Origin of the sequence: Candidatus Formimonas warabiya, from assembly GCF_002777255.1 — a bacterium.
Classification (GTDB): domain Bacteria; phylum Bacillota; class Dehalobacteriia; order Dehalobacteriales; family Dehalobacteriaceae; genus Formimonas; species Formimonas warabiya.
On sequence record NZ_CP017634.1, the window covers coordinates 6,426,991 to 6,441,270 of the forward strand.

A 14,280-nucleotide genomic window follows, 5' to 3' on the forward strand; every position below is an offset into this window, starting at 1 on the left:
ACTATATTTAAAGGATGTGAGGCGAGTTGATTAAGGGATTTGTATTAGTAGTATGACAAATAAATATTATTGGGAGGAGAAAAAATGAATGTAAAAGCCGCCGCCACGATTGCGGTGAAAGTACTCGCCATTTTTACCCTGATAAAATTTATTACTTATCTTCCATCTGCGTATAACATCTTTGATATCGTGTCAACCGCGTCAAGCCAAACGAGTGCATCCTTACAAATAATCACGTTTATGGCTCCAATATGCTTGCTTTTGATTGTCAGCATGTGTTTGTGGTTGTATGCCGATGAAATCTCCGACCGGATGGTAAAAAATCCGGGAATAAATGAAAAGGTAAACATTAATTACGAGGGTCTGCAGAGCATTGCTTTTTCCGTGGTGGGCATCATCATCGTTGCCGATGCCTTACCAGCACTGATTTCTGCCTTCATCCATCTAAAGATCGATGATTCTTTTAGGCCACTGAACCAGTATATTAATCTGGGAACTACGGGTCTGAAACTGGTTATCGGCCTGTTGCTCCTGTTCGGGTCCAAGGGTTTAGTGGGTTTGATCAAATACCTGCGTACCGCGGGTTTGCCAAAATAGTTGGGAGGTGTCAACCATGAATCTGGATCATGAAATTGAACGGCGTTTTGTATGCGCGAAATGCGGGAATGTACGGGCCAGTGTGAAGCGTTTTGCCGCAACAGGGACCGGCCTTTCTAAATTGTTTGATATTCAACATAACGAATTTATTGCGGTCTCCTGCCAGCAATGCGGGTTTACCGAACTGTATAACCCGGAAATTCTGGAAGGAAAAAATAATCTGAGCAACATTCTTGATTTAATCTTTGGGGGTTAAGTCTAGGTCGATGGTGATGTTGTCTCTCTGATTAAACTGAGCAGGAGTGGTAAAGGTGCTCTACATGGTGATTAGGTCTTATGAAAGCAGTTCTCCTGACCCGATTGTGCTGAGAAAAGGAGAGCGGGTCATACTCGGGCAGACATATGAAGGAGAGGAGAATTGGCCCCACTGGGTTTTCTGCTCAAAACCGGATCGGTCCCAAGGGGGGTGGGTTCCCGAACAAATCATTAGTCGGGGCATCGAAGACGGTGTGATCAAGGAGAACTATAGCGCCAAAGAACTGACCATGGCTGAGAATGAAGTGGTGCAAGGGCTGAAGGAATTGAACGGCTGGGTCTGGTGCAAAAGGTTAAATAATCACGAAATAGGATGGTTCCCCAAAGACAACCTGAAGGAACTTACATGATCCGCTGGAAACATGGGGATGGTATACTGATGAAGGGTGAAAAAAGATGGAAATACCAATTCAGCAGGAAATTCAAAACGTGGATTTTTGGATTAAGGCCTGGGATGAAGCGATGTCCGGAGAGGAGAAATTCTCAAGGGCCTCGGGTGCCGGGGAAAAAGCGATTTCTTTATGGAATAACCGGGCGGGAAATTATGCCAAGAATACCCAAGGGGAGGACAACCGGGGCAGACAGCAGGTGGTCCTAAATTTTATGGAGTCCTCCGGTATCGTTCTGGACGGCATTCATGTCCTTGATATCGGTTGCGGACCGGGTAATTATACGTTGCCGATCGCAAAAAGGGCTGCCCATGTATGGGCTCTGGATCCAGCCGGTACCATGCTGGATATCCTGAAAGAGCGGGCCCGTACCCAAAAAATAGATAACATTACTTACATGCATAAAACATGGGAAGAGATTGATCTGGAAAAAGAAAAGTGGCAGTACAAATTTGATCTGGTCATGGCCGCCATGACACCGGGTATCCATAACGGCGAGACATTGATGAAAATGATTTCTGCCGGAAATAAGTATTATTTTTTAAGTAAATTTGCCCGGGCCCGAAAAAATAACCTGCATGAAAAAATTTGGGGCCGGTTATTCCGGGAAAACCGGCCGGAGCAATCCGCCGATTTTATTTATCCTTTTAATATGCTCTATGCCACGGGTTATTTGCCGGCCGTGAAATTTTTACATTCCGACTGGACAAATCACAATTCCGTGGAAGAAACAGAAATGCTGCTCCGGGATTGGGTGTCTCAGTATGGGGAAGTAACACCGGATATGGATCGAGAGATCCACTCTTTTGTAATCAGTGAATCCACAGACGGGGTGGTCAGGGAAGAAGTCCAGGCCTTTACCGGGCTGATGGTTTGGCAGCGATAAAGCCCCTTAGGGAAGATTATTGATGAGAGATGGTGAAAAAGGTTGTTCGCGAACTTGCCGGAACTAAGGGAAGCTGTAAGAAGCTGCCGGAATTGTGATTTGGCGTTGACACGAAACAATGTGGTCTGTGGAAACCGGGATCAGGGGTGCGGGATTTTTTTAGCGGGGGAGGCTCCCGGAGGAGATGAGGATTTAACCGGTCAGCCTTTTACCGGCCAGGCGGGGAGGGAACTAGAGGAATTCCTTTCCATCCTGAACCTTTCCCGGCAGGATGTTTATATCGGCAATGTGGTAAAATGCCGTCCCACGAAACCTTCCACCAGGGGCCGTTATGGAGATTATGCCAATCGTAAGCCTTTGGTGAAAGAAATAAATGCCTGTGCCAACTGGTTTGATGAAGAAATCCGTCTGGTCAACCCGAAAATAATCGTGACCTTGGGTGGGGTGCCTTTATCCCGAATCTTGGGGAGAACCGTGAGAGTGGGTGATTATCGGGGCAAAGCGATTTTTTCCCGCCGGTACGGCTGCCATCTGTTTCCCCTCTTTCATCCCGCCTCCGTGATTTATGACCGGAGTAAAAAAGACATTTATGTGCAGGACCTGGTTAAGTTGAAAGAGTTTTTGTCCGTTGCTTATCTGCCCGGACCACGGTAACCGGTACCCGGATCCCGAAAAAAGCCCTCCAGGGCTTTTTTCTGCATGTATGTTTGTTGAGGCAAAGAGCCAAAATACCGTTAAGAATAAGGATGGAGGTTCTTTGATGAAGACTTCGTACAAGTTATTCATGATCATCAGCTGTCTGTTTCTGTTTTCCGCGGGCTGTGCCGCAAGGAACGAAGCGAAAAATTTCCTGCCCCTGAATCCGGGCGTTACCTGGTATTATGATGTTGATATTCAGGGAGAAAAAGTAGAGATGCAGGTTCAAGTGGGGGAGCAAAAAGAAGTCGAGGGGAAGCTTGCTTATCCTTTGTCTTATTCCTATCATCAACAGGCTCTTCCTACCCAAATTGAATATTATGCGGTTGAAGATAAAACTATTATGTTTCCCAGGATTGATAACGTCCAGGGTCAGTTTGCCAAAAAACCGAGCCAGGTTTTTTTGAAATTTCCTTTAAAAAAGGGAGATAAATGGGAGTGGTCCGGCAAATTGCTTCCTTTAGGGAAAAAGGAAGCCGTAGCAACAGGAACTGTACAGGCCGTTGTTCAAGAGGCGGAAACGGTTTCTACTCCGGCCCAAACCTACAAAAATGCCTTAAGAATTAGTTTTACTTCCGTTTTTACAACCCAGGGAACCAATTTCGGCATTAAGGAAGACCGCTGGTATGTCAATAAAATTGGCATGGTCAAAGAAGTGGTGTATGATGAAAAAGGAGAGCAGGTCTTGATCGCGGTTCTGCATAAAATTAAAAAGTAGGGCTCTCACCTCCCATAACCGATTATGATATAATTATTTTGAGGTGAGTTTTTTGCTGGAATTGATTTTTTTGGCGGTATTTGCTTTTTTGATGTTTTTTCTAACCAAGACAGTGATCTGGGTTTTGTTGTATCTCGTTGTCTATCGGATGATTGCCATCACCGCCTATATTTTGCTGGGCGGAGTGATCAATTTGGACGCACCGGCGCTGTTTATCATCAGCCGGGTCATATTTTTCCTGCTCACACTTAAGATCGGTAATAGGATCTGGCAATTGGCCAAACGATATAAAGTGGTGAATGTGATTGTAGTGATCTTATTTGTTTGGCTGATCTATTCCATGATCGTCAGCCCGCCCCAGCATTATTACTATGATCAAACACCGGACAGAAATCTGATCAACAATTATATTTAGGATCAAGGTGAGGTGCCAAAATGAAAGCAATCGTATTGTTGTCAGGCGGTTTAGATTCCACCGTCTGTATGAGCGTTGCCCAGCAGGCAGGTTATGAAACGGTTCCCATTAGTTTCGATTACGGGCAACGGCATTTCCGGGAACTGGCCTGTGCCAGGGCGGTAGCTGATTTTTACCGGGTGAAAAAGCATGTGCTGATTGAGACCAATATGCGGGCCATCGGCGGGAGCGCCCTCACGGATGACATTGAGGTACCGGCAGGAGATGAACAGCGTCAGGATGTTCCCGTCACCTATGTTCCTGCCCGGAATTTGATTTTTTTAAGCTATGCTTTAGGGCTGGCAGAAGTGGAAAAGGCGGAAAAAATCTATATTGGGGTAAATGCCATGGATTATTCCGGTTATCCCGACTGCCGTCCCGAATTTATTCAAAAATTTCAGCAGGTGGCGGATTATGCTACCAAAGCCGGGATTGAAGAGAAAAAAATTTCCCTGGAAACACCGCTGCAGTACCTCAGCAAAGCGCAAATTGTCGCATTGGGCATGAAAAACGGTGCCCCTCTCCACTTGACGACCAGTTGTTATCAAGGGGGAGAAGAAGCCTGCGGTGTGTGTGACAGCTGTCTCTTAAGGCTAAAGGGTTTCCGGGAAGCAGGTTTTGCGGACCCCATCAAATATAAAAAATAGTCGATCCCTGGGGGATAATTTTTGTGGCGTGATCTTGTTTTTTCGGCAATTTCTCCGAGATAAATTTGTTATCATTTAATTACTCGAAAGACGGGGAGGGTATTTAAATGAATGATGAATTACGGGGAAAGATCATGGATGAGTTATGCACGATGGTGGAACGAAATCCAAGTCTTTTAAAAATGTTTGAGTTATTGGACAGGCTCTATCGTGATGTGGAAAAAATGAAACAAGAATTACTGACCATCAAAAATGCGCCCCAGCCAAATCACTTAACCAAATTTCAAGATTTTGTCGAGACCATGCTGTTTAGCTTATCTGAGATAGATGCCAGGCAAAGCCTGGAACAAAAAATACAAGAACAAGGGGAAGCGATGAAACAAAAAGAGGAACAACTAAAAGAGGCAGAAGCAGCTTATCGGCAAATTGCTGCTGCCCAAGCGGAAGCATCGAACGAAGTATACCGGGAAATGGAGCGGAAAAATGCGCTCTTAGCCGAAATAAAAAGTGATTTGTCCGCCTTCTGCACCTTACCCAAAACAAAAAGATGGCAGCTGATTTTAAACGAAGATCATATCATCTCCCATTTTAAGGGCCTGGAAGAAAAAATTGATCAGGTGATGGGGTAAAAATAAGGGCAGCGTTAATGGAGAATCTTTTCCATTTCGTGGATATCAAAGCCAATGATAATTTCTTCTCCGATGACGATGGTGGGAACGGCCATTCTCCCGGATTTTTGAAACATGGTTTTTCTCGCCTGGGCATCTGAAGCCACGTCATGTTCTTTAAAAGGAATTCCTTTTCTGGCAAGAAACTCTTTTGCCTGACGACAGGCGGAGCAGGTGGGCGTAGTGAAGATCGTTACTTCTTTTTCCATGAAATTATCTCCTCCTAAGGTCAGGGGACACACCTCATCCAAGAAGCAAGATGCCAGAAGCCAGAAGCAAGAAAGGGAAGCTAGAGTCAGGAAAGAAGAGCAAACATCTTGTTTCTTGCCTCTTACATCTTGACTCTTGTAGCGAGGAATGTCCCCAATTTATGTTTGTGTAAAATTAGTTTGTAACCGATGGCAGCTATAACATACAGAAAATTTTTTGACAGTTCATGGAAATACAGAAAATTGACATGTCCGCCTTTACAAACCTGCCTAATGTCAGTATACTTAAGATATATTTATGAGGAGGTGAAATTAATGGCTGCAATTACCAAGGATATGAGTATTATGGAAGTTGTTGCCCAATATCCGGAGACTGCAGATGTCTTTATGAACCATGGGATGGGGTGCTTAGGATGTGCTGCAGCCAGGTTCGAAAATATAGAACAGGGAGCCATGGCTCATGGGATAGATGTGGATGCATTGATGGTGGACCTGAACAGGGTAGCAAACGAACAAAAGGAAAAGGGCAGCGGCTGCGGTTGCGGTTGTGGTTGCTAGGATAAATCCCGGGATATCCGGGATTTATTTTATGTGAGATTTTTTTCTTAAAAAAACGCTTTTTTAAAATTTGGGTTATACCAGCCGGCGGTTAAATGCAAATACGCATTAACTGCCGGCTTTTCTGCATTAAATAGAGCATTACTGCCAGTATCGTGCCGCTTCTTAAATGTTAAATGCAAATGCAAAATAGCATTAAGCGTGGATGACCAAAATCATGAAAGTATCAGGATATATAGCTTTGGGGGATCCGGACCGAAGAAAAAAATTGGCATAAATGTTGCAATAAAAACTCTTAAGGAATTTTAAATTATAACCCCTTCAGTTTCAGAGGGTGAAAATCAAGGAGGTAACAGAATGCTTACAGGAAAAGAATTAGCGAAAGTGGGTCAGGGCCAGGGCGATAAGACCAAAACCTTGATGGAGTGGGGGGCCAAATACTGCGCCCGGGGTGTAAATACCGGTAAGCCGGCTTTTATCGAAGAAGGAAAAGGCGCCGTAATCAAGGACTTGGATGGAAATACTTATATTGATTTTTTCGGGGGAATCGGCGTGGTAAATGCAGGTCATTGTCCTGAGCCGGTAGTAGACGCGATCAAAAAACAGGCGGAAAAATTTCTCCATACCTTTCACACCATCATTCCCCACGAAAATTATATCAAACTCGCGAAAAAGCTTTGTGAAATCGTCCCGGGAGACTCCCCCAAAAAAGCGATGTTTGTAAACAGCGGGGCGGAATGTGTAGAGAATGCCGTGAAGATTGCCCGGCGCTATACGGGGCGAGCCGGCGTGATCGCTTTTGAATCGGCCTTTCATGGGCGGACTTTGTTGGCTATGTCCTTAACCAGTAAAGTGCGGCCTTATAAATTCGGTTTCGGACCCTTTGCTCCGGAAATCTACAAGGTTCCCTCCGCCTACTGTTACCGGTGTCCCTGGAATTCTTCCTATCCGGGGTGCGGGATGCATTGTTTGGAACATTTCCATACCTTCTTTAAGGCGGAAGTAGACCCTGAGACGGTAGCCTGCATGATCATTGAGCCGGTTCAAGGGGAAGGCGGCTTTATTGTTCCTCCCCCGGAATATTTGCCCGGATTAAAACAAATCTGTGCGGAAAAAGGCATTGTTTTTATTGCCGACGAAGTCCAATCAGGCTTTTGCCGGACCGGGAAAATGTTTGCCGTAGAGAACTTTGGCCTGGAGCCCGATCTCATGACTATGGCCAAGTCCATCGGTGTAGGCATGCCCTTAAGTGCTGTGGTGGGAAAAGCGGACATCATGGATGCTCCCGACGGAGGACAAATTGGGGGTACTTTCAGCGGAAATGCCCTCTCTTGTGCGGCAGCATTGGCAGCCATTGAAGTATACGAAGGGGAAAAGCTTGCCGACCGGGCCAACAAGATTAACGCCTATGTGATACCGAGACTCAAAGAAATGCAGCAGAAACATGCCCAAATTGGCGATATCAGGCATTTAGGGGCCATGATTGCCTTTGAATTGGTAAAAGACCCCCGCACAAAAGAACCGGCGAAAGATGAAACCAATCAAATCCTGGAGGAATGTTTTAAACGCGGTTTATTGATTATTAGTGCCGGGGTAATGGGAAATACCGTCCGGATGCTGATGCCTCTGGTAATCACCGATGAACAGCTGGCGCAGGCCATGAATATTCTTGGGGAAGCTGTGGACCTGGTTTTTAAAAAATAGCTTTTGTACAGGGGTAAATATGCCCGCAGGCTACCACAGCCTACAGCGGACTAGCTTCAGAATATGATCACGGAAAAATACAGGCCGGTACAGGCACCAGGTGCCCTCATCTGCCTGTATTTTTAAAATCTGAATGAAAAAAATGTCGTCAATTTCGGCTGGATTTAGTAGAATAATAGTACAAGAGGAAACCTCTCATCTGGAGGTGAATTGATTGTTACTGCGTGCAGGCGTGGAAGTAGCACACGATGGGTTGGTAATCATTGACGCCGAGGGCCGGGTAGTGGTATGCAATAGGGCAGCCCGGGAGATCTTAAAAGTTTTGCCCCAAGAAATCATGGGCAGAAATTTAAAAGACCTATTACCGGAATCTTTTGCTTTTCGGGTTTTGGACACAGAGGAGCCTTTATGGGGAGAGAAGGTTTCCCTCCGGGGTAAAATTTTTCTCACCAATCAAGACCCCATCTTTTCCGAGGAACAGCTGGTCGGAGCAGTCGTGTCTTTTCAGGACATGACCGGGCTGGACAGCCTTGCTTTAGAATTAGAAAGTATGAAAAAATTAAATAGGGAATGGGAAGCCATCTTTGATTCTTCCTATGATGAAATTTTTGTTACGGACGGACAGGGTTATGCGGTGCGCGTAAACCGGGCCTGCGAACGTTTTTACGGGGTGAAGACGGAAGAATTGATTGGAAAACATGTAAAAGAGCTGGAAAGACAGGGCTTGTTTTCTCCCAATGTCACCAGCCAAGCCTTAGCGGAAAAGAAACGTGTTACTTCCATGCAGAATACCAAAGGCGGGCAGAAATTAGTTGTCACCAGCAATCCCGTATTTGATGATGCAGGAAACATTATCCGGGTTGTGACAAACTCCCGGGATATTACCGAACTGAGTAACCTGAAACAAAGACTGGAAGAAACGGAAAAACTGGTAGACTCGTACAGAAATAAGATTGCCGAATTACACAAGGAAAGATTGAATTTTGGAGAAGATATCGTATACGCCAGTACTCCCATGAAGGATATTCTAAATATCGTAGAAAAAGTGGCTGCCGTAGATTCCACGGTTTTGATTGAGGGTGAATCCGGGGTGGGGAAAGGGCTGATTGCCGCCAGGATCCATAAATTAAGCAAAAGGGCAAGCAGGCCATTTATTACCGTCAATTGTGGCGCTATTCCGGAAACCCTGATGGAATCGGAACTTTTCGGATATGAGGCAGGAGCCTTTACCGGCGCACGGCGCGAAGGTAAAAAAGGCCTGATCGAAATGGCCAACGGGGGAACGATTTTTTTTGATGAGATCGGAGACTTGCCCTTAAATTTGCAGGTGAAACTGTTGCATGTGATTCAGGAAAAAAGAATGAAACGCATCGGCGGCACCCAGGATGTGCAGATTGATATTCGAATTATTACGGCCACCAATAGAAATCTCAGGCATCTGGTAAATGAGAATAAGTTTCGGGAAGACCTCTTTTACAGGCTGAATGTGATTCCTATCGTCATACCCCCGTTGAGACACCGGAAAGAGGACATCAGAAAATTGGTCAACCGGTTTCTTGATGTTTGTAACGCCAGATATGACATGAACAAACGGGTCTCTCCGGAAACTCTCACGGTCCTGGAGGACTATAACTGGCCGGGTAATGTCCGGGAAGTGGAAAACCTCATGGAAAGACTGACGGTAACGGTAGATGGAAATGAAATTTTGCCCGGTCATTTACCGGAATATCTTTATTGGGAACAGAGCAAGAAAGGAAAAGTGATGGTGCTGGATTTATGCGGCTTAAAAAGTGCTACGGAAGAGGTGGAAAAGCAATTGCTGAAGAAGGCCCTCACCCAATTCCATAATACCTACAAGATGGCGGAAGCGCTGGATGTCAACCAATCAACTGTGGTGCGTAAAATGCGGCGCTACGGACTTTTTGACGACAGCAATTTGAAGACAGGAAAGAGTTGACATGAATCAGCCGCCCGGGACGAAAGTCCCGGGCGGACTCTTTTCTTATGTAAGTTTTCGAGTCTTAAAAAACCGCGAGAATTACTAATGAAAGTAGCGATATGATCAATTTCGTGGGAAAAAGGAAATTGTCAAGAATTAAGGGTTTATTTTTTTGAATTGTAATTCTATAATTAAAGGATAGGCCAAATAAGAGATAATAAAAATATCATTGTTTCAAAAGATTTTGATTTATTTTTGTGATCAAAATATCGCTTTTATAAAATTATTTTGGTATACTTATAATCAATTAAAGGTTTTTTTATGATCAATTAAAGAAAAATCAGGCAAAATGATATTTTTTTGTTTAGGCCAAGAGGGGGTGCGTACAAAAAAACAAGATGACAGAGATCCTATTATTCTTATTAGGGGAGGGGACAGAAAATTATGTTAGAGGTTTTGGGAAAAATCTTTTCAATTACGCTCATTGACCTAGTGCTGAGCGGGGATAATGCGGCAGTGGTAGGTTTGGCGATTCGGAATTTGCCGGAAAATCTGCGCAAAAAGGCGGCTATATTTGGAGCCGGCGGCGCCGTTTGTTTACAGGTTACTTTTGCTACTATGGCCACCTATTTGATGACGGTTAATTATCTGAGTGCCATCGGCGGACTCATATTAGTTTTTATTACGTATAAGCTCATTAAACCGGGTAAAGAAGAAGAGGCCGAAGTGAAAGCTTCCGACAAGTTTTGGGCTGCGGTAGGTACGATTGTTGTAGCGGATATTTCTATGGCCTTTGATAATGTAATGGGTGTGGCTGGAGTAGCGGAAGGCCATGTTTTATATATTATTTTTGGTTTATCGGTATCGATCCCCATTTTAATTTTCGGCGCCACCTGGCTGGCTCGTTTAATGGACAAATTCCCCATCATTATTTATCTGGGCGCTACCGTACTGGCTCATACGGCGACCAGTATGATTGTTCACGATAAGGCGTTACATGTGGTGAGAATAGTAGGAGAAACATTTGCCACCTTGATTCCCTGGATTTTGGCGATTCCTGTTTTAGTTTATGGTGTGATCGTAGTAAGAAAGGCAAAAGTAGCCACTCTTGAGGGAGCAGGAAAATAAAGAATAAAAAAGTATTAATCCCGAAAAAGCGCGACGAGGTCGCGCTTTTCTTTTTTACTTACTGGGGAATATTCAAATGGGAGATTTCTTTTAGTTCCCTCAAATCGTGGGCCTTGATCATGCTTTTAGATAAGGTATATAGGGTATCGCCGATATAAAGAATCCGTTCGATATTTTTATTGCTGGCGTACCAATCATACCCTGCTTTTAAGTTGTCATCCGGGTCCAGATGGGTAATGGTTCCCTTGAGCTTAAATCCTTCTTTCAGGTCGATCTGGTAGACATAGGCCCCCTGAAAGGAAAACTCTCCGTATTGGATCACATTGTCCGGTAAGGATTCTTTATTGCTTATTTTCATCACGGTTACCGGGAATGCCATCAGGTTTCTCTCCCGGGAGAACAACAGGGCTTTATGGTTGTGCAGCAATTCGGAATCTGTCCCCCGGTCGCCGATCACCTCCTGATACATTTGGACCGGGTGGGCCACAGCGGTCACGTCAAAGAGGGCAATTTTTATCCCCTGATAGAAGGCCATGGTGCCGAATTCTTTTCCTTCCCAGTCCTTTTGACTTAATTCCGTGGTGTCTTTCCCAAAACCAATGATGTGGTTTTCATCATAGGGGTGAAGGTAATCGCTGTAACCAGGGATCTTTAAGGCACCCAAAATTTGCGGTTTTTCCGGATTGTGCAAATCAACGACAAAAAGAGGATCGACAGTTTTAAAAGTAACGAGATAAGCCCGGTCGCCCATAAATCTTACAGAGTAGATCTTTTCACCTGGCGCAATATCTTCGATTTTTCCTGTTATGTGCAGATCAGCATTAAGAATATAGATGTTGTTTTTAGAGGTATTTTCATCGGTGCGCCAGATTTCCCCTTTTGTCGTGGCAATACGGAAGTAACCTTGATGGTCGTCCATGGAAAATTGATTGAGGATGGTTCCCGGTACTTCGCCTTTCGCCGCGTATGTGACTTGCCCGTTTTCCAGAGTGAACTTATAGACCATGGTTTCCATCTCTGGCGCCGGTTTTGTTGCCTTTGTTTCATACCCGGTCACCGCCACATAGAGATCTTTTTCTGTAGCATAGATATTTTCTCCCGCCCCCAGGTAGGCGGATACTTTCATTTCCCGGTCCGGCTGAGCCAGGTTTAGTCCTGCCACAAGCAGATAGTTCGGTTCCACACATTCAGGAAAGTATCGGATCTCTTGATAGGGGATTTCTACCAAACTGTCTGTCCGGGCGGAGTCCCGATAGGAAGGACGGAGGGGCTGGTCCAGGTATTTGTTGGCCACCAAATAGAGTTCATCGCCGATTTTCCGGGAAGAAAGGTAATTTCCTGCCAACTCCACTTCTCTCACCTGTTTGATTTGGTCCTTTTTACTGATGTCAAAGATAACCGCTTTCACGGTACCCCTTCCCCAAACAGGAGGATAGATTCGGATGCCGGGGGCAATTTTCTGCTCGTCAACATAGGCGTTTTCAGAGGCAGCGCCGATCACAACCAGGTATTTGTCATCCACATATAATTCTTGGGGAGAAAATTTCCCGTCCTCAAATTTAATTGTGTCGCTAAGAACCATTTTTTCAGGTGGCTGGGCGAGAAGGACGATTACCCGTCCCTGGTTGACCTGATAAATGTACTTGCCGTCGGTTTTCACAATATCGGCTTCGTCCACCCCCTGAACTTGAATGTTGGTGGAGGAATAATCCTCCCCTGTCCCCCCCGGGGACTCAAGGGGCGCTGAAACCGCTTTTTCCGCAAATTGTGCACTGCCGGTCACACCCATTGCCCCATTTCGCAAGATTTGCGACCGAGAGCTTTGTGCTGCTGCAAGCAGTTTTTTCAAGTTTTCATAGGAGCCTACCGTAGGTAAGCAATCTTTTATTTCCCCTTCACTTTTCGCGGAAACGGGTTTAAAGGCTAGGACCGTCAAACAGACCAGAGCGAACAGCAGGCCAACAAATAACCATAACTTTTTCACTTTTTTTCCTCCTTAGCCAATTTATTGTTTAGACGTGGGTTGGCCTATTTTTGTTTCATGCCTGTGATCCTGTCGTAAAAATTTATTGATTTGAATATTAGTATGTAAAAAGCCGTTGGCGGAAACAGGGGATAAAGCTTGTCCGGGGCATAGAATTTGGCGGAAGATAAGGAGGGGATTCAAGTAGATATTAGCCTTCAGGTGGAATTGGGTCTTAGGTTGTTATTTGCTTTAATTATCGGCGCCATGATCGGTTCGGAGCGCCATTTTCACAACAAGCCTGCCGGGGCCAGGACCCATTCTCTGGTGTGTTTGGCCAGCGCCTTATTTATGATTGTTTCGATTTATGGCTTTACCGGTTTTGACCACATTGAAGCGGTAAAAAGGGATCCGGCCAGAATGGCAGCCCAGGTAATTTCGGGCATGGGTTTCTTAGGGGCCGGGGTGATCTGGAAGGAAGGGTACACCATTAAGGGGTTAACGACAGCCACCACCCTTTGGCTGGTAAGTGGTTTAGGCCTGGCCAGCGGCAGCGGCATGTATATTCCCGCCATTATCACCACTGTTTTAGCTTATGTTGCTTTGTATACCTTTAGCATTTGGGAAGCGGCGTTGTTTAAAAAGCGGGAGGTCAGGAGCAGATTGCCTAAAATTGCCGAGATCAATATCCCCCATCTGAAAAGCGGTTTAGAAAATGTGCTGCGGGAATCTTTAGGGTATGATGTTTCCGGTCAACCGGAAAATGTGGTGATTACTTTTCAGTGGGCCCGATCGCAAAATGATCCTTTTTATCTTACTTTAGGAGTGAAAGAAGATATCCTGCAGCTATTTTTTCTCAGATTACCCACAAATCAGAGAAGCCAAGGTTTAGGAGCACTGATTATGCAGATTCTGGTGCAGTGGGCTAAAGAAAACGGTTTCCATAAAATTGCTGTCACGTCATCAACAGAGGCCTTAGGCTTTTGGCTGAAAAACGGTTTTAAGCAAATTGACGATAAAAGTTTTGTTTATGACATCAACCAAAGGGATCCGGATCCGGAATGATGCTCTCGTTCCTGGTGATATTTTTTTGCAATCCTAATTTAGTAACACTCGTAGCCCTCTTGAACATAAGATAAGGTACAGGCAGGAAAGAAAGGGGGATCATCATGGGCTCTATTCCGAAAGTTAAATCTTTAGGAGAACTGAAATCGCTGATCAATAATCACAAAGGGACCTTATCTGAAGGAAATTTAAAAATCATTAATCAAATTATTGGTGAACTTGAAAAAGGTGGCGTATCAAAATCCAATAAAGAAAACTTAAAGTCTTTGATGAATAAGCTGGCGTCAAAAAACGGGGTGCAGGTTCCTAAAAAATAGGGGTGATTGAAGGAGGAAGGGGCGATA

General features: G+C 44.9%; 17 protein-coding genes. 15 read left to right on the forward strand and 2 right to left on the reverse strand.

The window, feature by feature from the left end; genetic code table 11:
- The first annotated feature begins 84 nt into the window (after positions 1-84).
- From DCMF_RS28905 to DCMF_RS28945, 9 genes are all read left to right on the forward strand, one after another.
- Positions 85-597: a hypothetical protein gene (locus tag DCMF_RS28905; RefSeq protein ID WP_148137655.1), complete on the forward strand. Its 513-nt coding sequence runs from the start codon at positions 85-87 to the stop codon at positions 595-597.
- 16 nt (positions 598-613) lie between these two features.
- Complete coding sequence (locus tag DCMF_RS28910; RefSeq protein ID WP_148137656.1) at positions 614-853, forward strand: zinc ribbon domain-containing protein; 240 nt, start codon at positions 614-616, stop codon at positions 851-853.
- A 64-nt stretch (positions 854-917) separates the two neighbouring features.
- Positions 918-1,262, forward strand: coding sequence for an SH3 domain-containing protein (locus tag DCMF_RS28915; RefSeq protein WP_236860374.1), 345 nt, complete (start codon positions 918-920; stop codon positions 1,260-1,262).
- Positions 1,263-1,308: 46 nt separating this feature from the next.
- On the forward strand, positions 1,309-2,187 hold the full coding sequence (locus DCMF_RS28920; protein WP_148137658.1) for a class I SAM-dependent methyltransferase: 879 nt from the start codon (positions 1,309-1,311) through the stop codon (positions 2,185-2,187).
- Between the two features lie 42 nt (positions 2,188-2,229).
- Positions 2,230-2,841: a uracil-DNA glycosylase gene (locus tag DCMF_RS28925; RefSeq protein ID WP_148137659.1), complete on the forward strand. Its 612-nt coding sequence runs from the start codon at positions 2,230-2,232 to the stop codon at positions 2,839-2,841.
- A 106-nt stretch (positions 2,842-2,947) separates the two neighbouring features.
- Positions 2,948-3,601: a TapB family protein gene (locus tag DCMF_RS28930; protein WP_148137660.1), complete on the forward strand. Its 654-nt coding sequence runs from the start codon at positions 2,948-2,950 to the stop codon at positions 3,599-3,601.
- 52 nt (positions 3,602-3,653) lie between these two features.
- Positions 3,654-4,016 carry a hypothetical protein gene (locus DCMF_RS28935; RefSeq protein ID WP_148137661.1) on the forward strand — a complete coding sequence of 121 codons (363 nt, stop codon included), beginning with the start codon at positions 3,654-3,656 and terminating at the stop codon, positions 4,014-4,016.
- A 20-nt stretch (positions 4,017-4,036) separates the two neighbouring features.
- On the forward strand, positions 4,037-4,702 hold the full coding sequence (gene queC / locus DCMF_RS28940; protein WP_148137662.1) for a 7-cyano-7-deazaguanine synthase QueC: 666 nt from the start codon (positions 4,037-4,039) through the stop codon (positions 4,700-4,702).
- Between the two features lie 107 nt (positions 4,703-4,809).
- Positions 4,810-5,331 carry a hypothetical protein gene (locus tag DCMF_RS28945; protein WP_148137663.1) on the forward strand — a complete coding sequence of 174 codons (522 nt, stop codon included), beginning with the start codon at positions 4,810-4,812 and terminating at the stop codon, positions 5,329-5,331.
- A gap of 14 nt (positions 5,332-5,345) precedes the next feature.
- Here DCMF_RS28945 and DCMF_RS28950 read toward each other — a convergent pair whose 3' ends face one another.
- Positions 5,346-5,579, reverse strand: a complete 234-nt coding sequence (locus tag DCMF_RS28950; RefSeq protein ID WP_148137664.1) for a glutaredoxin family protein — start codon at positions 5,577-5,579, stop codon at positions 5,346-5,348.
- Between the two features lie 315 nt (positions 5,580-5,894).
- Between DCMF_RS28950 and DCMF_RS28955 the strand changes: the two genes are divergently transcribed.
- The 4 genes from DCMF_RS28955 (at position 5,895) to DCMF_RS28970 (ending at position 10,908) form a co-directional block, all read left to right on the forward strand.
- Complete coding sequence (locus tag DCMF_RS28955) at positions 5,895-6,137, forward strand: DUF1858 domain-containing protein (RefSeq protein WP_148137665.1); 243 nt, start codon at positions 5,895-5,897, stop codon at positions 6,135-6,137.
- A 357-nt stretch (positions 6,138-6,494) separates the two neighbouring features.
- Entirely contained in the window at positions 6,495-7,841 is a 1,347-nt protein-coding gene (gabT, locus tag DCMF_RS28960) for a 4-aminobutyrate--2-oxoglutarate transaminase (RefSeq protein ID WP_214658981.1), read from the forward strand.
- Between the two features lie 214 nt (positions 7,842-8,055).
- The gene (locus DCMF_RS28965) at positions 8,056-9,798 is read left to right on the forward strand and encodes a sigma 54-interacting transcriptional regulator (RefSeq protein WP_148137666.1); all 1,743 of its coding nucleotides are present in this window, start codon (positions 8,056-8,058) and stop codon (positions 9,796-9,798) included.
- Between the two features lie 426 nt (positions 9,799-10,224).
- Entirely contained in the window at positions 10,225-10,908 is a 684-nt protein-coding gene (locus DCMF_RS28970) for a TerC family protein (RefSeq protein WP_148137667.1), read from the forward strand.
- A 58-nt stretch (positions 10,909-10,966) separates the two neighbouring features.
- On the opposite strand, the gene DCMF_RS28975 is transcribed toward DCMF_RS28970, so the two are convergent.
- Positions 10,967-12,892 (reverse strand): beta-propeller domain-containing protein, encoded by a 1,926-nt coding sequence (locus tag DCMF_RS28975; protein WP_148137668.1) that lies wholly within the window; start codon positions 12,890-12,892, stop codon positions 10,967-10,969.
- Between the two features lie 156 nt (positions 12,893-13,048).
- On the opposite strand from DCMF_RS28975, the gene DCMF_RS28980 reads away from it, so the two are divergent.
- Together DCMF_RS28980 and DCMF_RS28985 are read left to right on the forward strand one after the other, a co-directional pair.
- Positions 13,049-13,936 carry a GNAT family N-acetyltransferase gene (locus DCMF_RS28980; RefSeq protein WP_148137669.1) on the forward strand — a complete coding sequence of 296 codons (888 nt, stop codon included), beginning with the start codon at positions 13,049-13,051 and terminating at the stop codon, positions 13,934-13,936.
- Positions 13,937-14,040: 104 nt separating this feature from the next.
- Complete coding sequence (locus DCMF_RS28985) at positions 14,041-14,253, forward strand: hypothetical protein (protein ID WP_148137670.1); 213 nt, start codon at positions 14,041-14,043, stop codon at positions 14,251-14,253.
- The last annotated feature ends 27 nt before the right edge of the window (positions 14,254-14,280 follow it).